The following is a 20,091-nucleotide window of genomic DNA, read 5'->3' on the forward strand; positions in this document are numbered from 1 at the left end:
CTGGTGTGATCGGCAACGCGGGCTGATCCTCGACTACTTGAGGTGTTGCCCCAGGAAGTCGACGATATGTCCCATCGTCTCCTGTGTGGACCACGGCAGGGCGGCCGAGGTGTCGCCGGTGAAGGACAGGTCGCCGTGGCCGGCTCCGGTGAGGACGTAGCGGGTGCTCTCGATCCCCTTGGCGCGCAAGGTCGTCTGCAGGTTGAGGGTTTCGCTCGGTGAGACGAGATTGTCGGCGCTGCCGTGGAACAGGGCGAAGGGTGCCGTCCTGGAGGTGATGTGTGTCGCCGGGTCGGCCGCCGCGACCTCGCTGGTGCGGTCCGCGACCGACTTCTTGGTGCCGGGGCCGTAGACCCACTGGGCGGCGCTGTTGCCCGCCGCGTAGTTGGACTTCTGGGCCGCCGTGTCGTAGTCGGCAGCGAGCTTGGACAGGTCGGCGGGGCCGAACTCGTCGACCACGCCCTGGACTTCACTGCTCTGGTCGAGGCTGTCGCCGACGTCGAAGGACTTCTCCCCGTTGGTCGTGCCGGTCATCGCGGCCAGGTAGCCGCCGGCGGACTGACCCCACACGGCGACGTGGTCGGCGTCGATGTCGTACTTGTCGGCGTTGGCGCGGAGGTAGCGGATCGCTGACTTCACATCGGCGACGGCGTCCTTGTACGTGGCGCCGTCCTTGGTGGTGCGGTACTGGAGGCTGGCCACGACATAGCCCTGGTCGGCGACATAGGTGCGCTGACTCAGGTTGGCGGTGCGGTCCGCCATGACGAATCCGCCTCCGGTCAGATAGATGACCAACGGCTTCTTGCCCGACGTGGACGTGGGGACCTGGATGTCCAGCTTCAGATCGGTCTTCTTGCCGTTGGTGGTCGGCGAGGAGTACGTGATGTCGTGCGTGGTGGTGATCCCGGACGTGGCGCACTGGATCTGCGCACCCTTGGGCTCGATCACGGTGCTGGTGCTGGTGTCCGACTTCTTGATGGTCTTGGCCACCGGAAGGCCGCCCGCGTTGCCCGACGGCACCGCGCTGGGCGCCGCGGCGCTTGAGGCCGCCGTACCCGTGGGGCAGGCGGCCGTTTTGGCGCGGGCGCTGGTGCTGGACGCGCTGTTGCCGCCCGAGGAACAGGCGACCAGCGCCAGCCCGGCGGCGACGGTGATCGTGACGCCGGCGATACCCCTCCGCCGGCCTGGCCGCGTCTTCTCTTCTTCGCGCATGTCTTCGTCTCCCGCGACATCGGATGGTAAACGGAGATGTAACCTCCGTTTCTTGTTCCCACCGTAACATCAAGCGGAGATAGTCTCTCCGTTTGGTTCTGTGGTGTCGCGGCCCGGCGCCGAACCTGATCAAGGGGTGCGCAGCTCGCGGCAGTACGATGCGCTGGACGAATCGACATCGCCCGGAAGGCGGGACGACTGGTATGGCGGAGCCCGCTGAACCCGGCAGGGTGGCGCTGCGGCGCGACGCCGAGCTGAACCGACGCCGGCTGATGGCCGCCGCCCGCGAGGTGTTCCGCGACCGGGGCATGGCCGCGACCCTCGACGACGTGGCCCGCCACGCGGGGCTCGGCGTGGGGACCGCCTACCGGCACTTCGCCAACAAGGAAGAGCTGGTCGACGCCGTCTTCGAGGACATGATCGACCGGGTCGAGGCGTGCGCGCGGGAAGCCGTCGCCGACCCCGATCCATGGCACGGGCTGGCGGCCAGTCTGGAGAAGGTCTGCGAACTCCAGGCACAAGATCGTGGGCTGCGCGAGGTCATGCTCGGCACCGGCAAGGCGGCCCAGCGGCGCGCTCTCGTCGACCGGCGGATCAAGCCCCTGGTCGATCCGCTGATCGACCGCGCCAAGGAGCAGGGGGCGCTGCGGCCCGACGTGGAGCCCCTGGACCTCCCGATGATCCAGCTGATGGTGGGAGCGGTCACCGACCAGACCGGAGAACCCGACCTGTGGCGCCGCTATCTGCGGATGCTGCTGGACGGCATGCGCACCAGGCCGGACGGGACCGGGCCACTGCCCCCAGGCCCCAAGTCCCACCCACTGTGACTCAGGGCGCTAGACGGAGAGCGCGAACCCGCCCGTCACCCGCAGCGTCTCACCCGTGACGAACGACGCCTTCGGCGAGACCAGATACAGCAGCGCCTCGACGATGTCCCGTTCCTCGCCCTCCCGTTGGAGGATCTGCTCGCCCAACACCCGCTTCGCCTCGGCCTCGGGCAGTTGGGCACGCACGGTGTCCGTGAAGATCAGGCCCGGCGCTATCGCGTTGACACGGATGCCGTCGGCGGCGAACTCCCGCGCGAAGGACACCGTCAGACCGCGTACGGCGAGTTTGGAGACGCCGTAGACGCTCCGGTTGGCGTAGGCCGCCGAGGAGGAGATGTTCACGATGGAGGCGCCCGCGCGTCCCCGCATGGCCCGTTGGGCCGCGAGGGAGCAGATGACGACGCCCATGACGTTCACGTCGAGGACGCGGCGCACATTGGCCAGGCCGAGTTCGGCGAACGGCCGGTTGTAAGCGGCGTGCAGGCCCGCGTTGTTGACCAGGATGTCGAGACCGCCGTGGCGTGCGACGACCTCGTCCATCACCGCCTCGACCGCGACCTCGTCGGCCACGTCACAGGCCACGCCCGTCAAACTGCCACCGGCGGCAGTGAGTTCGGCCGCGGCGGCTTCCGCCGCCGCGCCGTCGATGTCCGCGAGCACGACATGCGCGCCCCGCGCCGACAGTGCGGCGCCGAACGCCTTGCCGAACCCGCGCCCGCCTCCGGTGATGAACGCGACCTTGCCCTGGTGCTCGTCGTGTTCCGGCATTACGGATGCTCCCGTCGTCGTCCTGGCTCCAACCGGCCTCTGACACAGGTCACTTGGGACCGAACCGCTGCCCCGCGTCGAGCCGCAGGCACTGGCCGTTCAGCATCGGGTTGTCGACGATGGCGAGCGCGAGCTTCGCGTACTCCTCCGGCCGGCCCAGGCGCTTGGGGAACGCCGCGTCCTCGACCAACTCGGCGCGCACCTCGTCCGGGATCTTCTCGACGGCGCCCGTGTCGAACAGGCTGGGCGCGATGGCCAGGACCCGGATGCCGAACGGGCCGAGATCGCGCGCCATGGTGAGACACATACCGGCGATCGCGGCCTTGGCGGCCCCGTAGGCGACCTGTCCGATCTGGCCCTCGAAGGCCGCGATCGACGACGTGTTGACGATGACACCGCGCTCGCCGTCCGGGTCCTCGGGCTCGTTGCGGCTCATGTGCGCGGCGGCGAGCCGGCTGATGTTGAAGGTCGCGACGGTGTTGAGGTCGAGGATGCCGCGGAAGGTGTCCAAGTCGTGTGGACCGTTCCTGCCGAGCGTCCGTTTCGCCTTGCCGCCACCGGCGGTTGTGATCGAGACATGCAGCCCGCCCAGCGTCTCCACGGCGGCGGCGAGTGCACTCTCCGTCGCCTCGAAGTCGGTGACGTCGACCGGCTCGAAGCGTCCGCCGAGCGCCGCGGCGACCTCGGCACCGGCCGACGCCGGACGGTCGAGTACGACGACGTCGGCGCCGCGTGCCGCGAGCAACTCGGCGCTGGCACGGCCCATTCCGGAGGCTCCGCCGAACACCACGGCCTTCTTGCCCTTGATCTCCATCGATCTCGATTCCCTTTCGCTTGCGCTCAGACCGACGCGGCGGACCGCTGAAGGAGGGTGCAGAGCCGGTCGCGGTGCACGGCGGTGTCCCCGTACAGCAGCCGGTCGGCCCTGGCCCGGCGCAGATGGAGGTGGAGGTCGTGCTCCCAGGTGAAACCGATCCCGCCGTGCAACTGCAGTGCCCGCGCGGCGACTTCACCGGTACCGGCCGTGGCGTAGGCGGCGGCGGCACAGGCCGCCCGGGCGGTGTCGTCCGCACCGGCGTCGGCGGCCATCGCCGCGTAGTACGTCGCGGCCCGGGTGCCGTGCACCAGCAACGCCATGTCGGCGCAGGCGTGCTTCACGGCCTGGAAACTCCCGATCGGCCGCCCGAACTGCACCCGGCTCTTGGCGTGTTCGACGGTCAGCTCCAGCATCCGCTCCATCACGCCCAGCGCGTCGGCACACCGCAGGACGGACGCCTCGTCGAGCAGGGCCTGGACGTCGGCCGGCCCACCGTCGAGACGTGCGTCGACCGGCACGCGTACGGCATCGAGGCGGACCTCGTGGAACGCGCGGGTGGGGTCCAGGACGCGCTGCCGCCGGACGGTGACTCCAGGAGCCGCGCGATCGACGAGGAAGGACGCCGGTTCGCCGTCGTGGAGTGCGGTGACCAGCAGCCAGCGCGCTCCGCCGGCATCCTGCACCACGGTCTTGATCCCGTCGAGGACGACTCCGTCGCCGTCCCGGCGTGCCGTGGCGTGGATCCCGTCCAGTGTCCAGGGCGCGTGCGGTTCGGCGAAGGCCCAGGTGGCCCAGCTCTCCCCGATGGCGAGCACGGGCAGCACCTCGGAGCGCAGCCGCTCGGAACCGCCGTAGGCGATCGCGCGGCCGACAAGTGCGGTCGGCAGGAAGGGGCCCCGGCCCAGTGCGCGCCCGATCTCCTCGGCGACCAGGGCGAGTTCGACCAATCCCTGGCCGGAACCGCCGTACTCCTCGGGCAGGGCCAGGCCGGGCCAGCCGAGGTCGGACGTCAGGCGCCACAGCTCGGGGTCGACGTCGTCGGTGCGGTCCATCCAGGCGCGTACGACGGAGATCGGGGCCCGGTCGGACAGCAGGTCGCGGGAGGCCTCGCGGAGCATGGCCTGCTCCTCGCTGAGCTCGAAGTTCACCAGCCACCACCCGGTCCACAGCGGATCAGTACCTTGAAGAAGGTATCCTCTTTTGTGTCGTCGGTCGAGATCCAGTGCTGTTTCAGGGCGTTCTCACCTGTGCTTCGCCAAGTTGAGTATCATCAATTGCATGACTGATGCTGTTCTGCTCGCCGCCTGCCGCACCGCGATCGGTACCGCTCGGAGGGGAACGCTCCGGGACACCAGCGCCTTCGACCTCGCCACCGTCGTCGTACGGGAGGCCGTGCGACGGGCGGGGCTGCCGCTCGATCTGATCGACGACGTCGTCCTCGGCGAGACCCTGGCCGGCGGCGGGGACATCGCCCGCTACGCGGCACTCGAAGCCGGGCTCACGCATGTGCCGGGGCTCGCCCACAACCGGCACTGCGCCTCGGGGCTGGCCAGTGTGGCGACCGCTGCGGCGGGGGTGCTGGCCGGCATGGACCGCGCGGTCGTCGCGGGCGGCACCCAGTCCTCGTCCACCGCTCCGCAGGCCCGGCGCCGGATTCCGGGCACCGACGACTGGCAGGACCCCTGGTCGTCGCCCTCGCACGCGCCGACCCGCGAGGCCCCCAACAACGACATGGCCACGCTGGTCGGCTGGAACACGGCCCGGCTGACCGGTATCTCCCGCCAGGACATGGACAGTTGGGCCCTGCGCTCGCACCAGCGGGCCGTCCGGGCGATCGACGAGGGGCGGTTCGTCGACGAGGTCGTCCCCGTGAAGGTCACGGACCCCAGCGGCGGGGTCTCCGTGTTCGACACCGACGAACACCCGCGCCGCGACACCGGCATCGAGAAGCTCGCCGCACTGAAGGTGCTGCGCCCCGAGATAGAGGGCTACTCCATCACCGCGGGCAACTCCAGTGGGGTGAACGACGGTTCGGCCGCGGTCGTCGTCGCCTCCTCCGAGATCGCTGCCCGTCATGGGCTCACCCCGCTCGCCACCGTACGGTCGTGGGCGAGCGTCGGCGTCGACCCCGTCGAGACGGGACTGGCCCCGATCGCCGCCATCCGCAAGGCACTTGACCGGGCCGGGCTGCGGATCGAGGACGTCGACCTGTTCGAGATCAACGAGGCCTTCGCGGCGGTCGCCGTCGCTGCCACCCGTGAACTGGGCCTGGACCCCGAGCGGGTGAACCCCTTCGGCAGCGGGTGCAGCCTCGGCCACCCGATCGCCACCACCGGCACCCGCATGATCGTCACGCTCGCGCACGAGCTGCGCCGCCGTGGCGGAGGCACGGCGGTCGCCGCGATGTGCGCGGGCGGCGGCATGGGATCGGCGATGGTGCTCACCGCGTGACGCGCTGGGCACCGGTCAACGGGCCGCCCAGCTCACCGTCTTCGTCTGCAGATACTCGTCGAGCCCGAACTCGCCCCACTCCCGGCCGAGTCCGCTCTGCTTGTAACCGCCGAACGCCGACCGCGGGCTCACCCCGGCGCTGCCACCGTTGATCGTGACCCCGCCGGTCCGCAAGCGCGTCGCCATGTCGTACGCGGCCACGGTGTCGGCACTCCACACGGCACCGCCGAGACCGTACGGACTGTCGTTGGCGATGTGCACCGCCTCTTCGTCGGTGCGGAACGGGATGACGACGCCGACCGGGCCGAAGAACTCGGTCCGGGCGACGGTCATCGCGTTGTCCACGGCGGCGAAGAGCGTCGGCTCCACGAAATAGCCCCGGTCGAGCCCGGCGGGCCGCTTGCCGCCGCACACGATCCGGGCGCCCTCCTCCTCGCCGACCCGGATCAGCTTCTCCACCTTGTCCCGCTGGGCCGCGCTGATGAGTGGCCCCATTGTGGTGGCCGGGTCGGCTGGGTCTCCGACCCTGACCCCGGCGAGGGCCGCGCTCAGCCGGTCGATGAACTCGTCGTGCACGGACTCGTGCACCAGCGTGCGGGTCAGCAGCGAACAGCCCTGCCCCGCATGGGTGGTCATGCCGGAGAACGCGGAGCGGACGGCGCCGTCGAGGTCGCCGTCGACGCGCACGATGCTGGCCGACTTGCCGCCGAGCTCCAGGACGACCTTCTTCATGGAGGCCGCGGCCTGGGCGTAGACCCTGCGGCCCACCGTGTCCGACCCGGTGAAGCTGACGAGGTCCACCATCGGGTGCGTGGTCAGCTCCCGGCCGGCCTCCGCGTCGCCGGTCACGATGTTCAGCACCCCCGGCGGCAGCCCGGCCGCGTCCGCGAAGTCGCCGAGCAGCAGCGAGTCGAGCGGGGTCTGCGGCGCCGGTTTCAGGACGACGGTGCAGCCCGCGGCCAGGGCGGGGATCACCTTCATCATGCTGAGGAAGAAGGGAAAGTTGTACGCCGAGATCAGCGCGCACACCCCGAACGCCTCGCGGCGCAGCACCCCTTGGAAGATGCCGGCGCCCGGCGCGATCGTGGGATCCATTGGACGCTCCCACTCGAAGCGGGGGATCACCCGCTCGGCCATGTCCCGCAGATGCGCCACCGGCACCCGGGTCTGAAGCGTCTCCGCAAGACCGCGCACCGAACCCGCCTCGGCCATGTTCACGGCGACCAGCTCCGGCAGCCGCCGCTCCAACTCCTCGGCCAGCCGCAGCAGTACCGCACCCCGCTCGGCGGGCCTCAGCCGCGGCCACGGCCCCTCGTCGAAGGCCCGCCGCGCCGCCTCGACCGCCCGCCGCACATCCCCGAGCGAGGAGTCCGGCACCTCGGCGATCGTCTCCTCCGTCGCCGGATTGCGTACGACGATCCGCGCGTCCGAGGTGCCGTCGGTGTGCCGTCCGTCGATGTAGAGCCGCGAAGAGAACGAGTACGTCGTCGTCATGTGCCGTCTCCTCATCAAGTGTGTCCCGTGTTAAGTGTACTGAATTAAAGGGGGCGGGTCAGGAGTGTGCCAGTTTTATTGACTCGACCGGTCGGTACAGCTAACTTCGCAGATATCTGGGGGTCGGCCTTCTGGCTACGAACGACGGAGTTCGAAAAGAGGTACCGCCTGTGTTCAAGGAATTTGTCGTGTCCGGCGATTCGCACATCATCGAGCCGGTCGATCTGTTCAAGACCCGCCTGCCCAAGGAGCTCCGCGAACGCGCCCTGTGGGAAGAGGAGTTCACCCTCGACGAGCCGATCGTCCCGGGCGGGCACACGGAGTTCAAGAAGCTCCACACCATCGGGTTCGACGGCTGGACCATCTCCAAGTACCGCCAGACCGGCGGGGAGACCCCGGACGGCGATCCCGACCACATCATCCGGGACATGAACTTCGACGGCGTGGACGCCTCGGTGATGTTCCCCAACCTCTCGCTGTTCGTCCTGTTCACCGACGACCACGAGCTGTCGATGGCCCACGCGCGCGTGTGGAACGACTACCTCGTCGAGAGGTACCTCCCCTACAAGGACCGGCTGCGCCCCACGGCCGCGATCCCGATCACGGACGTCCCCGCCGCCGTGGCGGAGATCGAGCGGGTCGCAGGCCTCGGCCTCGGCGCCATCCTGCTCCCGGAGATTCCGCCGCTGCCGTACTACGCGCGGGAGTACGACCCGATCTGGGCCGCCGCGCAGGCCCACGGCCTGCCGGTCTTCATCCATGTCGCCACCGGCGGGGTGAAGGTCAAGGAGGGGATCTCCGGGACGGCGCGGACCGTGCGCGGTCTGATGACGGCCATGAACATGGGCAAGGGCAACCTGACCGACGACATGGTGGCGGGCCGCACCATGGGCTTCGCGGCCGGTGCCGGTGTGGCGGGTCCGCAGGGCATCATCGCCAGCCTGGTCGGCGGTGGAGTGTGCGAGCGCTTCCCCGACCTGCACTTCAACCTGATCGAGTACACCGCCGGCTGGCTGGTCTCCTTCATGGGCTACATGGACAAGGCGTGGAAGACGGGCACCGGCCAGGACCCCGACTGGTGGCTGGGCTTCTGGGACGACAGCCGTCCGGCCAACGAACAGCCCTCCATGGGACGGCTGTTCGCGATCAACGACAAGTGGCCCTACCCGCTCAAGCCCACCGAGTACGTCCAGCGCCAGATCCATGTGCAGTTCGCGGACGACCCCACGGCGGTCAAGGCGCGCCACATCACCGGCCTTTCCACGGTCATGTGGGGCAACGACTACCCGCACGCGGAGGGCACCTTCCGCAGCAGCGCCGAGTGCATCGCCGAGAACTTCGAGGGCGTGAACGACGAGGACCGCGCGGCCATCCTGGGCGGCACGCTCGCCGACATCGTGCACTTCGACAAGAGCAGGAAACTCGCCCCGGTCACCGAGAGCGCCTGACCATCGGAACGGCGTTTCAGGGCACTGAAACGCGACGACAGCGGCGGGCGGTCCGAGGGTGCCGCCCGCCGCTTCTCCTGTCATGGCGTGGGCAGTTCGCCGATCAGGGCGAGGGAGGCCCGGGCGTACGCGGCCCGGCGCTTATGGCTCACCAGGAAGCTGGGCGGTGCAAAATAGCCGACGTCACGAGGGAGCGAACCGGCGCGAGCGGCGAGCATGTCCTTCGTGCCGGCCGTCGTCCCGCACACGGCGATCGAGGAGAGCATCTCGTCGGTGACGGCGGCGGCCATCGCGTCCGTGTCCCCGGCCCGGAACGCCTTGCGCAACTGCGCCACCGGGCCCTCCCAGCCGTGGTGGGCGACGAACGGGTCGTACGTCTTCACCGTGAGGTAGAAGGCGATCATGCGGCGGGCGTCGGCCATCGCGCGTTCGGGCGCGGAGTCGTCCACCGCCGTGATGACCCAGCCGTGTTCCAGCGGCGGTTCGGTGCGTCCGGCGGTGGCGGTGCCGCGCTCGACGGACGGCCGTACGACGTCGTTCCACCAGGAGCGGGTGAACAGCCCGTGCCCGATGACGCCGTCGGCGACCCGGCCCGCCGTGGCGGCCATCCGCGTGTTGAACGCGGCGAGCAGCACGGGGATGTCGAGCCGGCCGAGCACCGGGGCGCGGACATCGGCGTCCAGCGAGTAGAACTCACCGGAGTAGTGCACCTTTTCACCGTTCTCCGCGTGCAGCCAGGCGCGGACGGCGCCGACGGTCTCCGCGATGCGGTCCACCGGGCGGTCCGCGGGTACGTCGAGCCAGTCGCGGTTGATGCGGAACGCGGCGCTGCCCAGGCCGAGGAAGAGCCGCCCCGGCGCCTGTGCGTGGAGCTGGCGCAGCGCGGTGGCGTGCGCGTACGGGGTGCGGGCGAAGGCGTAGGCGATGGCGGGGCCCGCCAGGGCGCGTTCGGAGTTCGCGACGATCTCGGCGAGGGTGAGATAGGCGTCGTGGTCGACGAACTCGCCGGCGCAGAAGGCGCCCGCACCGGCCTCCTCGGCCTCGTGCGCCACCTCACGGCCCGGCCAGGGCATGCCGAATCGCATCAGAGCCAGCCCTTCATGGAACCTCATAAAAAAGGATACTGTTTTATGGAGCGTAGGGGAGTGTCAGCGCAGTGTCCACCGCCCCCGCGGCACCGCGGCGCGGTCCACCTCGGCCTTTCCGACGGGGTTGCCGATCTGCGTGTACGACAGTCCGGTGCGCAGGGCCTGGGTGCGGGTCGAGTCCAGGGACTCCCAGATCGCGCGGACCGTGCCCTGGATCGCGGCCGGCGGTTTGGCGGCGATGATGCGCGCGATCTCGTCCGCCCGGTCCCAGAGCTGTTCGCCCGGCAACACCTCGCTGACCAGGCCGATTTGGAGAGCGCGCGCCGCCGACACCCGCTCGTCCAGACCGAGCAGAGCGATGCGCAGGGTCTCGCCGAGCGGGATGCGGCGGGCCAGCCCGATCGGTTCGAGCGCGGCGGTGAGTCCGTAGCTGACATGCGGGTCGAAGAACGTCGCATCGTCCGAACAGATAAGGATGTCGGCCTCGTTGAGCCAGTAGAAGGCGCCACCGGCGGCCATCCCGTGCACCGCGCAGACCAGCGGTTTCCACACCTGGTTGAGCTTCGGCGACAGGAACTCCCCGGGGTCGGTCTGCGACCAGACGTTGGGATGCCGGTCGATGCCCTCCTTGACGTCCATCCCGGTGCTGAACGCGCGCTCGCCCGAGCCGCGCAGCACGACGACCCGCACGTCGTCGTCGGTCTTGACCCGGTCCCAGATCGCGGAGAACTCGTCCAGCATCCGCTGGTTGAAGCTGTTCATGGCCTGCGGCCGGTTCAGCGTGATGGTGGCGACATGGTCGGTCACCTCGAACAGGACGGTCCTGAGGTCCATCCGGCGACTCCGTTCGTCGACTCGGTTCGTCATCTCGACGCGATCGAGGTAAGTAGTATACTTTTTTCTGGTCTTCGGGCGCCCGGAACGGAACAAGATCCGCGGAGGAACCTGCGATGAGGCCACGAGTGGGACAGATGCTCGCCAGCACGGTGGACACGACGGCGGTGATCGTCGTGCGCTGTCCTGACAGCGACCTGGACATCACCTGCGGTGGTGCCGCGATGGCCGAGGGGCCCGCGACCGGGGCCCCCACCGGCCCTGCGGACCCGGACCGGACGGGCGGTTCACTGCTCGGCAAGCGGTACGCCGACGAGGATCTCGGCCTCGAACTCCTCTGCACCAAACAAGGACCGGGCACCCTCGCGGTGAACGGCGTCCCACTGCCCGTGAAGACCGCGAAGCCGCTCCCGGCCTCGGACTGAGAAGAGGGAAGCGCGCCGATGAACGTGTCGATGCTCCTGGACATGGCCGCCGAGGGCTTCGGCGACCGGATCGTGATCGGACGCGCACAGGACGGGCTCACCCCCGTACGACTGCGCGAACTGGCCCTCGGCGGGGCCCGGTTGGTCCGCGCGGCCGGCGCCGACGCGCTCGTGTACCTGGCCACCAACGGCCCCGCCTTCGCCGTCGCCCAGTTCGCCGCGGCCCACGCCGGAGTCCCGCTGGTCCCGGTCAACTACCGCCTGGGCAAAGAGCAGTTGGACGCCCTGCTCGCGAACCACCCGCACGCCCTGGTCATCGCCGCCCCCGACCAGGACGCGGCCCCGCGCCGGGCCGGACTGCCGGTCCGCAGCCCGGCCGACTGGCTCACCGAGGCCGCCGCGCACACGGTCGGCGACATCGAACCCGCCCCGCCGACCGACGCCCCGGCCGTGTTGATCTACACCAGCGGCACCACCTCGGCCCCGAAGGGTGTGGTCCTGCGCCACCACAACCTGGTGTCGTACGTGCTCGGCACAGTGGAGTTCGCCGGGGCGGACCCCGCCGAATCAGCGCTGATGAGTGTGCCGCCGTACCACATAGCCGCCGTCTCCAATGTGCTCACGAACCTCTACGCCGGCCGACGCACCCTCACCCTCGACCAGTTCACGCCGGAGGCCTGGCTCGCGCTCGTCCGGGAACAGCGGATCACTCACGCGATGGTCGTGCCGACCATGCTCGCGCGGATCATGGACACGGCGGGTCTGGACCGATCAGTGCCCTCATTGCGGTCGCTCGCCTACGGTGGCGCCAGGATGCCGGTGCGCGTGATCGAGACGGCGCTGCGCTCCTGGCCAGACGTGGACTTCGTCAACGCCTATGGTCTGACGGAGACTTCGTCCACGATCTCCGTGCTCGGCCCGGCCGAACACCGCGCGGCGGTCGCCAGCGACGACCCCGTCGTACGGGCCCGACTCGGCTCGGCCGGGCTGCCGGTGCCGGGCATCGAGATCGCGGTGCGTGGTCCGGCCGGGGAACCCCTCGGGGCGGGGGAGACCGGGCAGATCTGGGTGCGCGGCGAACAGGTCTCGGGGGAGTACGCCGGTCAGGGCTCCGCCGTCGACGAGCGCGGTTTCTTCCACACCCGCGACCGGGGCCGCCTCGACGCCGACGGCTACCTCCACATCGAGGGCAGGACCGACGACACCATCATCCGCGGCGCGGAGAACATCGCCCCCGCCGAAATAGAGGAGGTTCTACTGCGCCACCCGGACGTGCTCGACGCCGTCGTGGTCGGCATTCCCGACGAGGAGTGGGGCCAGCGCATCGAGGCCGTGGTCGTACCCCGCGACGGCGCACAGGTCGACGCCGGAGCGCTGCGCGCGGCCGTGCGCGGCACGCTGCGCGGCTCGAAGACCCCGGAGCGCATCACGTACTGGACCGAACTCCCGCGCACGGTGACCGGCAAACTCGTGCGCCGCGACATCGTGGCGGCACTCACCGCACCGGAGAACGGGACGAAGGGGCAGCAGCCATGAGCGTCGTCGCCACCAACAGCCCTGCGCTGGTACGGGAGTTGACGGACCGTGCAGCCGCCATGGTCGGTGGCTGGATCCCCGGCGCCACCGTCGACCGCGTCGAACCGCTCACCGGCGGCACATCGAGCCTGACGTACGTCGCCGCCCTGTCGGGTGTCCCGGCGGGCTACGCACGGGTCGTCCTCAAGGTGGCCCCGCCCGGCCTGCCCCCGGTCCGCAACCGGGACGTGCTGCGCCAGGCGCGACTCATGGCGGCCCTGGCCGGACAGCCGGGCGTGCGGGTGCCGAAGGTGCTGTTCTGCGACGCGGGCACGCCGCCGGACGTCCAGCCTTTCGTGGCCATGGAGTTGGTGCCGGGGGAGTGCGTCGAACCGATACTTGTGCCGCGCGGCACGCTCACGGCGGAGGAGGTGCGCTCCCGAGCCTTGGACGCCGCCCGGATGCTGGCCGACCTGCACCGGGTGGATCCGGCGCGGACGGCACTCGCGGCGGAACCGGCCGTGTCGCTCCACGCCGAGATCGACCGCTGGACCCGGGCGTTCGGCACCGTCCCCGACGACCTGCGCACCGGGCACGAGGCGGTCGCCGACCGGCTGCACGCCACCGCGCCCGCCGCGATGACACCGGTGTTCACCCACGGCGACTACCGGCTCGGCAACACCTTGTGCGCGGACGGTTCGATCACGGCGATCATCGACTGGGAGATCTGGTCGCTCGGCGATCCCCGCGTCGACATGACCTGGCTGACCTTCTTCACCGACGAGGCCCGCCACCCGGCCGCCGCGTCGGACGAACCGACCGGCATGCCCTCCAAGGTCGAACTGGTCGACGCCTACGAGGAGTTGCGCGGCGAGTCGCTCCGAGACCTGCCGTGGTTCGAGGCGCTCACCAAGTACAAGGAGTCTGCGGCGACGGCCCTGCTGATCAAAAGGGGCCGTAAATCAGGGCAGTCGAACGCCATGCATCAGCGGATGCTGCCCGCGCTCCCGGTGTTGCTGGAAGAGGCGGCCGAACTGCTGGGCACAGCCTGAAGTTGACGGATGCCCAGATCGAGGGCTGCTTCGAGATGTGCCAGTGAGCCGGTGGACATCATGATCAGGACACCGCCCTGGATTCCGGCCAGCAGGGCCGCCGCGGCCTGGTCGGCGTCGAGGCCGGCCGGGGTCTCGCCTTGTTCCTGCATGGCCCGGATGCCGACGGCGAGCTTGTCCTGCCACGAGGTGACGAGCTGTCCGGTGACGGCCTGCACGCCGGGTGAGGCGGGGGTCAGCTGGGAGATGAGCGCGTTGAGCGGGCACTGCTGCCCCTGCCGTCGATAGCGGTCGACGACCGCGTCCCGCCAGTCGTGCCAGGCCCGCCACGAGGTGAGCGCGTTGAGGTGGGGCTGCTGGTCGGACAGGACCCAGTCCGCCTCGTTCTGGGCCACGGCGAGGAGAAGCTCCTCCTTGCCGCCGGGGAAGTAGTGGAAGAGCTGGCTCTTGCTGGTGGATGTGCGGGCCCGGATGTCGTCCAGGGTCGTCTCGGTCACACCGCGGGCGCGGATCTCGGCCGCGGCTCCTTCGACGATGCGTTGCCGGGTTGCCGCGCCCTTGGGGGTCAGTCGTGGTGCCATGCCGCCACTCTGCCACTTTCTGGACTTGCGGGTCCATTTTCTGAGTGGCAGCTTTGCCGTTCCCAGCCGGTGGGATCAGCTTCCGGCGGGTCGGATTCTGAGAGGCACAGCATCATGACCAAGCGACTTGCCGGGCGGAAAGCCCTCGTCACCGGCTCCACCAACGGTATCGGCGTCGCCGTCGCAGTGGCCCTGGCCGCCGAGGGAGCGTTCGTCGTCGTCAGCGGACGCGACGAGCGGCGTGGCGCCGAGGTGGTGGCCGGCATCGAGAAGGACGGCGGTGCGGCGGCCTTCGTCAAGGCGGATCTGTCCGGGGGCGTCGAGGTGATCGACCGCTTCGCCACCGAGGCGCTCACCGCGGCCGGCGGGCGGATCGACGTGCTCGTCAACAACGCGGCGCTGATCCTCACGCCCGCCCCCACCGCCGAGGTCGCGCAGGAGACCATCGACGAGGCGCTCGCCGTGAGCGTGCGGTCGGTGTTCCTCCTGACCGGCCTGCTCGCACCGCCCATGGCCGAGCGCGGCCATGGCGCCGTGGTCAACCTGGGCTCCATCTCCGGCCTGCGGGGCAGCGCGCATTCGGCGCTCTACAACATGACCAAGGCCGCCGTGCACTCGCTCACCACGTCGTGGGCCGGGGAGTACGGACCGCACGGCGTCCGGGTCAACACGGTTGCTCCTGGCCCGACTCTGACCGAGAAGGCTGCGGCGATGGGGGAGCGCCTGGCCCCGTTCATCGCGCGCATGCCCTCCGGCCGTGCCGGTACTCCGGCCGAGGTGGCCGCCGCCGTCGTGTTCCTCGCGAGCGACGAGGCGTCCCAGATCCACGGCGCCACGCTCACCGTCGACGGCGGATTCTCGGCGGTGTAGGACCATGCCTTTGAATGCCTTTGATGGTCAGTACAGTCCGCCGTCCACCCGGATCAGCGCCCCCGTCGTATAGCTCGACGCGTCGCTCGCGAGGTACAGCGCGGTGCTGACGATCTCCTCAGGCTGTCCGGGACGCCCGATCGCGCTGCGAGTCGTCTGCCGTTTCTCCGGCGCCCAGGCCTTGGAGATGTCGGTGAGGAACGGCCCGGCCGAGATCGTGTTGACGCGCACGGTCGGGCCGTATTCCAGGGCGAAGACCGTAGTGAGCGCGTTGAGCGCGGCCTTGGCGCCCGCGTACGGGCCGAAGCGCGGCTGTGGCATCAGCGCTCCGGACGACGAGACGTTGATGATCGACCCCCCGTTCTCCGAGTCGGCCATCCGCTGTCCGACCAACGAGGCGAGCCGGAACGGGCCCTTGAAGTTGACGCCGATCACCTTGTCGAAGAGCTCCTCGCTGGTGTCGGCCGAGGACGGGGCGAGGGGTGACATGCCGGCGTTGTTGACCAGGACGTCGACCCGGCCGAACTCCTCGTAGGCCGCGTCGGCGAGGCGGGCCAGGTCGTCCCAGTGGCCGACGTGGGCGGCGACGGGCAGCGCGCGGCGGCCCAGGGCCCGCACCTCGTCCGCCGCCGTCTCGCACGCGTCGAGCTTGCGGCTGGCGATCACGACGTCGGCGCCCGCGGTCGCGAAGGCACGCACCATCGCGAGACCCAGTCCGCGACTGCCGCCCGTGACGAGCGCGACCTTGCCGGACAGGTCGAACAGGTCTGCCGGGGCAAGGGACTTGGTGTCGCGGGTCTCGCTCATGCCTGCACCCGGCCGGTGAGGCTGTCGTCCTCGACGATGTGGGCGTACCGCTTGCGGGCGGCCTCCAGCTTCGGCGGGATGTGCTCGCTGGGGAACAGGCCGTCGGCCGGACTGCGGTGCTTCAACAGCTGCTTGGCGATCGTGGTGCGGTGGACCTCCGTGGGACCGTCGGCGAGCGCGAGGTTCGGGGCGGCCATCCACCATTTGGCGAGCGGGAGTTCGTTGGTGGTGCCCAGCGAACCGTGCAGATGCAGGGCGCGTTGGATGACGTCGTGCAGCACCTTCGCCGTCTGCACCTTGCACATCGCGATCTGGGTGCGGGCCGCGCCGTGCGGCTGGGTGTCGATGATCCAGGCGGTGTGCAGCACCAGCAGCCGGAACTGCTGCAACTCCACCCAGGAGTCCGCGATGAACTGCTGCACCGCCTGCTTCTCGGCGAGAAGAGTGCCCTGAGTACGGCGGGACAGCGCGCGCTCGCACATCATGTCGAAGGCGCGGGTGCACTTGCCGACCGTGCGCATCGCGTGATGGACCCGGCCCCCGCCGAGCCGGGCCTGGGCGACCTTGAAGCCCTCGCCGGGGCCGCCGAGCATGGCGTCGAGCGGGACCCGCACCTGGTCGTAGCGGATATAGGCGTGGATGCCCTCGTCGAGGGAGTCGCGTTCGTCCATGGTGCCGACGTTGCGCTTGATCTCGATGCCGGGTGTCTCGGCCGGGACGATGAACATCGACATCCGGGCGTGCGGGGGTGCCTCCGGGTCGGTGACGGCCATGACGATGAGGAAGGCCGCGTACCGGGCGTTGGAGGAGAACCACTTCTCCCCGTCGATCACCCACTGGTCCCCCTCGCGCCGCGCCCGGCACACGAACTCCTTGGGATCCGCTCCCGCCTGCGGTTCCGTCATCGAGAAGGTGGAGACGATGTCCCCGTCGAGCAGGGGCTGCAGATAGCGCGCCTTCTGCTCCTCGGTGCCGAACATGGCCAGGATCTCCGCGTTGCCGGTGTCCGGTGCGGCGGTGCCGAACACCGTGGGCGCCCAGTAGGAGCGGCCGAGGATCTCGTTGAGGTACGCGAGCTTCACCTGGCCGTAGCCCGCGCCGCCGAGTTCCGCGCCGAGGTGGCAGGCCCACAGGCCCTGGGCGCGGACCTGGTCCTGGAGCGGCTTGAGGATCGCGCGGGCCTTCTCGTTGCGCGTGTCGTACGGGTCGCCGCCGTGCGGGAAGAGGAGGTCGAGCGGCTCGACCTCCTCCCGTACGAAGGCCGTCGCCCAGTCCAGTTTGGCCTGGAACTCGGGTTCGATCGAGAAGTCCAGCATCGGCCCTCCGGAAGGTGCGGGTTGGTCGGCGACAGCAAAACAGTATACTTTTTAGCGAGGCTCGGTCCATACTCGGAGTGCGTGACGGCAGATGAGTATGAGGAGTTGGTCGATGCGCAGGCCGATGGAGGGCGTACGCGTTCTCGAAGTAGCCCAGTTCACCTTCGTCCCGGCGGCGGGTGCCGTGCTCGCCGACTGGGGCGCCGATGTGATCAAGATCGAACACGCCGAACGCGGCGACGGACAGAGGGGGTTGGTCCGTGTCCTCGGTTACGACGCCACCAGCGAGGGGTCGTCGTTCTTCCCGATCGTGGAGGGACCCAACCGGGGCAAACGCAGCGTCGGCCTCGCCCTGGAGAAGCCGTCGGCCCGCAAGGCGTTCGAGGAACTGGTCCGCCGCAGCGATGTGTTCCTGACCAACTTCCTGCCCGAGGCACGCGCGAAACTGCGCATCGAGGTGGAGGACATCCGAGCCGTCAACCCGGACATCATCTATGTGCGGGGCAGCGGTTTCGGCCAGCGCGGGGACGAGGCCACGAAGGGCGGCTACGACTCCACGGCCTTCTGGGCGCGCGGCGGCAGCGCGGCCGGCGTCACACCGCCCGGCGCGGACCGGATGATCCGGATGCCCGCCGGAGCCTACGGCGACGCGATGGGCGGCATGACGATCGCCGGCGGTATCGCCGCCGCCCTCTACTCCCGCGCGACCACCGGCGAACCCTCCGTGGTCGACGTGTCGTTGCTCGGCGTCGGCGCCTGGGCGACCCAGTTCACGGTCAACATGGCGCTGATGAACGGCGGCCCGCTGCCGGTGAACGTCCAGCCCCGGCACGGCTCGCGCACCAACCCCCTCATCGGGGCGTACCTGACCTCGGACGGACGCTGGATCGAACTGTCGATGCTTCAGCCAGGCCGCTACTGGGCCGAGTTCTGCAAGCTCGCCGGACGCGGCGAACTCGGCACCGACGAACGCTTCGACAGCACCGAGAAGTTGATGGCCAACGCGGCTCAGGCGGCCGACATCGTCGCCGAACTCATCGCGTCCCGAACCTTCGAGGAGTGGGTCGAGATCCTCTCCCGCGGCGAGGGCCAGTGGTCGGTGGTGCAGAACGCCTGGGAGGTCGGCCAGGACCCCTCGCTGCGCGCCAACGGACTCATCGCCTCCGTCATGGACGCGGACGGCGTCGACCGTGAACTCGTCGCCAGCCCCGTCCAGTTCGACGAGACCCCGGTCGACCTCACCCGGGCACCGCAGTTCGCGGAACACACCGACGAGGTCCTGCGCTCACTGGGTCTCTCCGACGAGGAACTGATCGCGCTGAAGATCGACGGCGCGGCGACATGAGTGCCGTGGGTGAAGAAGCGACCGTACGAAAGGAGCCGTGATGAGCGCGACACCCGAACCCGACGGGACCCACCAAGGCGTCCCCGCCTACCACTTCGACAACCGGCTCGGCGGCCCGGTCCTCAGCCATCAGGAACGCTGGGACGAGATCGCCCGCACCCACTCCGGATTCCGCAGCACCATCGCGCGCGGATACTGGGTCGTCACCGAGGGCGAGGCCGTCCAGCAGGCGCTCCAGGACTGGCGGACCTTCTCCAACCAGTCCGTCACGGCGCTCGATCCGGACCCCAGGTTCCTGTGGATCCCGGAGATGCTCGACCCGCCCCAACACACCGCGTGGCGGCGCCTGTTGGGCAGCGCCTTCTCGCCCAAGGCCGTCGCCGCCCGCGAACCGGAGATCCGCGAGGTCGCGTCCGGTCTGATCGACGAGCTGAAGGACAGCGGCTCCGCCGACGTCCTGGACTCGTTCGCCCGCCGCTTCCCGACCCTGATCTTCATGCGCCTGATGGGCCTGCCCGAGCAGGACCTCCCGCAGTTCCTCGACCGGATCCACGACCTGCTGCATCTCTCCCATGGCGAAGACCCGCACGGCGAACGGCAGTTGAGCGCCATGAACGCCGTGTCGGAGTACTTCGAGCAGCAGATCGCGCTCCGCCGCGAGGCACCCCGCGACGACCTGCTGTCCCGCGCCATGACCTGGACGATCGACGACGAACCGATCAGCGACCGGGACATGCACGCGTTCTGCATCCTGCTGTTCCAGGCCGGCTTCGACACGGTCCCCATCTCCATCGGTTGGGCCCTCTACCACTTCGCCACGCACCCGGAACAGCGCAGGGCGATCGTCGACGACCCCTCGCTGATCCCGACGGCGGTCGAGGAGATCCTCCGCGTCTACTCGTTCGTCGTGCCTGCCCGCAAGGCGACCCAGGACGTCGAGATCGGCGGCTGCCCGGTGAAGGCGGGGGAGATGGTGATGCTCCCGCTCGCGGTCAGCAACCGCGACCCCGAGCGCTTCGACCGGCCCCTCGAAGTGGACCTCCGGCGCAAAGCCACCAACCACATCGCGTTCGGATCGGGACCGCACCGCTGCCTCGGCTCCCACCTCGCCCGCCTCGAACTCAACGTGGCCGTCGAGGAATGGCACCGGCGCATTCCCGACTACGGGATCACCCCCGGCCAGGACCTCGAACAGCACGGCAATATGTACGGCATCAAGCAGCTCCGGCTGGAGTGGTGAA

Annotated in this window: 19 protein-coding genes; 9 read left to right on the forward strand and 10 right to left on the reverse strand. The window is 69.8% G+C overall.

Going from position 1 to position 20,091, the window contains the following annotated elements:
- Nucleotides 1–33: 33 nt before the first annotated feature.
- Nucleotides 34–1,212, reverse strand: a complete 1,179-nt coding sequence (locus ACIBJH_RS09165) for a prolyl oligopeptidase family serine peptidase (RefSeq protein ID WP_399116193.1) — start codon at nucleotides 1,210–1,212, stop codon at nucleotides 34–36.
- A gap of 203 nt (nucleotides 1,213–1,415) precedes the next feature.
- On the opposite strand from ACIBJH_RS09165, the gene ACIBJH_RS09170 reads away from it, so the two are divergent.
- Complete coding sequence (locus ACIBJH_RS09170; RefSeq protein ID WP_399116194.1) at nucleotides 1,416–2,039, forward strand: TetR/AcrR family transcriptional regulator; 624 nt, start codon at nucleotides 1,416–1,418, stop codon at nucleotides 2,037–2,039.
- Nucleotides 2,040–2,048: 9 nt separating this feature from the next.
- Here the strand turns inward: ACIBJH_RS09170 and ACIBJH_RS09175 are convergent, their stop codons facing one another.
- Genes ACIBJH_RS09175 through ACIBJH_RS09185 form a run of 3 tightly spaced genes read right to left on the reverse strand, consistent with a single transcriptional unit; the run spans nucleotide 2,049 to nucleotide 4,772 of the window.
- Complete coding sequence (locus ACIBJH_RS09175; protein ID WP_399116195.1) at nucleotides 2,049–2,807, reverse strand: SDR family NAD(P)-dependent oxidoreductase; 759 nt, start codon at nucleotides 2,805–2,807, stop codon at nucleotides 2,049–2,051.
- Nucleotides 2,808–2,856: 49 nt separating this feature from the next.
- Nucleotides 2,857–3,621 carry an SDR family oxidoreductase gene (locus tag ACIBJH_RS09180; protein ID WP_399116196.1) on the reverse strand — a complete coding sequence of 255 codons (765 nt, stop codon included), beginning with the start codon at nucleotides 3,619–3,621 and terminating at the stop codon, nucleotides 2,857–2,859.
- Nucleotides 3,622–3,647: 26 nt separating this feature from the next.
- A complete protein-coding gene (locus tag ACIBJH_RS09185; RefSeq protein WP_399116197.1) occupies nucleotides 3,648–4,772 on the reverse strand; it encodes an acyl-CoA dehydrogenase family protein in 1,125 nt (374 codons plus the stop codon).
- A 130-nt stretch (nucleotides 4,773–4,902) separates the two neighbouring features.
- Here ACIBJH_RS09185 and ACIBJH_RS09190 point away from each other — a divergent pair, with 130 nt between their 5' ends.
- Nucleotides 4,903–6,075: a thiolase family protein gene (locus ACIBJH_RS09190; protein ID WP_399116198.1), complete on the forward strand. Its 1,173-nt coding sequence runs from the start codon at nucleotides 4,903–4,905 to the stop codon at nucleotides 6,073–6,075.
- Between the two features lie 15 nt (nucleotides 6,076–6,090).
- On the opposite strand, the gene ACIBJH_RS09195 is transcribed toward ACIBJH_RS09190, so the two are convergent.
- Nucleotides 6,091–7,569 carry an aldehyde dehydrogenase family protein gene (locus ACIBJH_RS09195; RefSeq protein WP_399116199.1) on the reverse strand — a complete coding sequence of 493 codons (1,479 nt, stop codon included), beginning with the start codon at nucleotides 7,567–7,569 and terminating at the stop codon, nucleotides 6,091–6,093.
- Between the two features lie 188 nt (nucleotides 7,570–7,757).
- Here ACIBJH_RS09195 and ACIBJH_RS09200 point away from each other — a divergent pair, with 188 nt between their 5' ends.
- The gene (locus tag ACIBJH_RS09200; protein ID WP_399116200.1) at nucleotides 7,758–9,017 is read left to right on the forward strand and encodes an amidohydrolase family protein; all 1,260 of its coding nucleotides are present in this window, start codon (nucleotides 7,758–7,760) and stop codon (nucleotides 9,015–9,017) included.
- Between the two features lie 80 nt (nucleotides 9,018–9,097).
- Here ACIBJH_RS09200 and ACIBJH_RS09205 read toward each other — a convergent pair whose 3' ends face one another.
- Together ACIBJH_RS09205 and ACIBJH_RS09210 are read right to left on the reverse strand one after the other, a co-directional pair.
- A complete protein-coding gene (locus tag ACIBJH_RS09205; protein WP_399116201.1) occupies nucleotides 9,098–10,102 on the reverse strand; it encodes an LLM class flavin-dependent oxidoreductase in 1,005 nt (334 codons plus the stop codon).
- Nucleotides 10,103–10,165: 63 nt separating this feature from the next.
- Nucleotides 10,166–10,939: an enoyl-CoA hydratase/isomerase family protein gene (locus ACIBJH_RS09210; RefSeq protein ID WP_399116202.1), complete on the reverse strand. Its 774-nt coding sequence runs from the start codon at nucleotides 10,937–10,939 to the stop codon at nucleotides 10,166–10,168.
- Nucleotides 10,940–11,055: 116 nt separating this feature from the next.
- On the opposite strand from ACIBJH_RS09210, the gene ACIBJH_RS09215 reads away from it, so the two are divergent.
- Genes ACIBJH_RS09215 through ACIBJH_RS09225 form a run of 3 tightly spaced genes read left to right on the forward strand, consistent with a single transcriptional unit; the run spans nucleotide 11,056 to nucleotide 13,931 of the window.
- A complete protein-coding gene (locus tag ACIBJH_RS09215) occupies nucleotides 11,056–11,364 on the forward strand; it encodes a hypothetical protein (protein WP_399116203.1) in 309 nt (102 codons plus the stop codon).
- 18 nt (nucleotides 11,365–11,382) lie between these two features.
- A complete protein-coding gene (locus tag ACIBJH_RS09220; protein WP_399116204.1) occupies nucleotides 11,383–12,900 on the forward strand; it encodes a class I adenylate-forming enzyme family protein in 1,518 nt (505 codons plus the stop codon).
- Nucleotides 12,897–13,931, forward strand: coding sequence for a phosphotransferase family protein (locus ACIBJH_RS09225; protein WP_399116205.1), 1,035 nt, complete (start codon nucleotides 12,897–12,899; stop codon nucleotides 13,929–13,931). The genes ACIBJH_RS09220 and ACIBJH_RS09225 overlap by 4 nt, the downstream gene beginning before the upstream one ends.
- Here ACIBJH_RS09225 and ACIBJH_RS09230 read toward each other — a convergent pair.
- Nucleotides 13,865–14,512, reverse strand: a complete 648-nt coding sequence (locus ACIBJH_RS09230) for a TetR/AcrR family transcriptional regulator (protein ID WP_399116206.1) — start codon at nucleotides 14,510–14,512, stop codon at nucleotides 13,865–13,867. The two genes, ACIBJH_RS09225 and ACIBJH_RS09230, sit on opposite strands and share 67 nt — an antisense overlap.
- A 114-nt stretch (nucleotides 14,513–14,626) precedes the next feature.
- On the opposite strand from ACIBJH_RS09230, the gene ACIBJH_RS09235 reads away from it, so the two are divergent.
- Nucleotides 14,627–15,382 carry an SDR family NAD(P)-dependent oxidoreductase gene (locus ACIBJH_RS09235; protein WP_399116207.1) on the forward strand — a complete coding sequence of 252 codons (756 nt, stop codon included), beginning with the start codon at nucleotides 14,627–14,629 and terminating at the stop codon, nucleotides 15,380–15,382.
- A gap of 27 nt (nucleotides 15,383–15,409) precedes the next feature.
- On the opposite strand, the gene ACIBJH_RS09240 is transcribed toward ACIBJH_RS09235, so the two are convergent.
- Nucleotides 15,410–16,189 (reverse strand): SDR family NAD(P)-dependent oxidoreductase, encoded by a 780-nt coding sequence (locus tag ACIBJH_RS09240; RefSeq protein WP_399116208.1) that lies wholly within the window; start codon nucleotides 16,187–16,189, stop codon nucleotides 15,410–15,412.
- Nucleotides 16,186–17,505, reverse strand: coding sequence for an acyl-CoA dehydrogenase family protein (locus ACIBJH_RS09245; RefSeq protein WP_399116209.1), 1,320 nt, complete (start codon nucleotides 17,503–17,505; stop codon nucleotides 16,186–16,188). Before ACIBJH_RS09245 ends, ACIBJH_RS09240 begins: the two co-directional genes overlap by 4 nt.
- 112 nt (nucleotides 17,506–17,617) lie before the next feature.
- On the opposite strand from ACIBJH_RS09245, the gene ACIBJH_RS09250 reads away from it, so the two are divergent.
- Both ACIBJH_RS09250 and ACIBJH_RS09255 read left to right on the forward strand, forming a co-directional pair.
- Nucleotides 17,618–18,850: a CaiB/BaiF CoA transferase family protein gene (locus ACIBJH_RS09250; protein WP_399116210.1), complete on the forward strand. Its 1,233-nt coding sequence runs from the start codon at nucleotides 17,618–17,620 to the stop codon at nucleotides 18,848–18,850.
- A 40-nt stretch (nucleotides 18,851–18,890) separates the two neighbouring features.
- Entirely contained in the window at nucleotides 18,891–20,090 is a 1,200-nt protein-coding gene (locus tag ACIBJH_RS09255; RefSeq protein ID WP_399116211.1) for a cytochrome P450, read from the forward strand.
- Nucleotide 20,091: the final 1 nt, after the last annotated feature.

The sequence above is a fragment of the Streptomyces sp. NPDC050548 genome, from assembly GCF_044457385.1.
Classification (GTDB): domain Bacteria; phylum Actinomycetota; class Actinomycetes; order Streptomycetales; family Streptomycetaceae; genus Streptomyces.

Excerpts from the sequence above, each read along its gene's own strand:
- ACIBJH_RS09165 (WP_399116193.1), bottom strand. The coding sequence starts at position 1,212 with ATGCGCGAAGAAGAGAAGACGCGGCCAGGCCGGCGGAGGGGTATCGCC.
- ACIBJH_RS09170 (WP_399116194.1), top strand. The coding sequence starts at position 1,416 with ATGGCGGAGCCCGCTGAACCCGGCAGGGTGGCGCTGCGGCGCGACGCC.
- ACIBJH_RS09175 (WP_399116195.1), bottom strand. The coding sequence starts at position 2,807 with ATGCCGGAACACGACGAGCACCAGGGCAAGGTCGCGTTCATCACCGGA.
- ACIBJH_RS09180 (WP_399116196.1), bottom strand. The coding sequence starts at position 3,621 with ATGGAGATCAAGGGCAAGAAGGCCGTGGTGTTCGGCGGAGCCTCCGGA.
- ACIBJH_RS09190 (WP_399116198.1), top strand. The coding sequence starts at position 4,903 with ATGACTGATGCTGTTCTGCTCGCCGCCTGCCGCACCGCGATCGGTACC.
- ACIBJH_RS09195 (WP_399116199.1), bottom strand. The coding sequence starts at position 7,569 with ATGACGACGACGTACTCGTTCTCTTCGCGGCTCTACATCGACGGACGG.
- ACIBJH_RS09205 (WP_399116201.1), bottom strand. The coding sequence starts at position 10,102 with ATGCGATTCGGCATGCCCTGGCCGGGCCGTGAGGTGGCGCACGAGGCC.
- ACIBJH_RS09210 (WP_399116202.1), bottom strand. The coding sequence starts at position 10,939 with ATGGACCTCAGGACCGTCCTGTTCGAGGTGACCGACCATGTCGCCACC.
- ACIBJH_RS09215 (WP_399116203.1), top strand. The coding sequence starts at position 11,056 with ATGAGGCCACGAGTGGGACAGATGCTCGCCAGCACGGTGGACACGACG.
- ACIBJH_RS09220 (WP_399116204.1), top strand. The coding sequence starts at position 11,383 with ATGAACGTGTCGATGCTCCTGGACATGGCCGCCGAGGGCTTCGGCGAC.
- ACIBJH_RS09225 (WP_399116205.1), top strand. The coding sequence starts at position 12,897 with ATGAGCGTCGTCGCCACCAACAGCCCTGCGCTGGTACGGGAGTTGACG.
- ACIBJH_RS09230 (WP_399116206.1), bottom strand. The coding sequence starts at position 14,512 with ATGGCACCACGACTGACCCCCAAGGGCGCGGCAACCCGGCAACGCATC.
- ACIBJH_RS09235 (WP_399116207.1), top strand. The coding sequence starts at position 14,627 with ATGACCAAGCGACTTGCCGGGCGGAAAGCCCTCGTCACCGGCTCCACC.
- ACIBJH_RS09240 (WP_399116208.1), bottom strand. The coding sequence starts at position 16,189 with ATGAGCGAGACCCGCGACACCAAGTCCCTTGCCCCGGCAGACCTGTTC.
- ACIBJH_RS09245 (WP_399116209.1), bottom strand. The coding sequence starts at position 17,505 with ATGCTGGACTTCTCGATCGAACCCGAGTTCCAGGCCAAACTGGACTGG.
- ACIBJH_RS09250 (WP_399116210.1), top strand. The coding sequence starts at position 17,618 with ATGCGCAGGCCGATGGAGGGCGTACGCGTTCTCGAAGTAGCCCAGTTC.
- ACIBJH_RS09255 (WP_399116211.1), top strand. The coding sequence starts at position 18,891 with ATGAGCGCGACACCCGAACCCGACGGGACCCACCAAGGCGTCCCCGCC.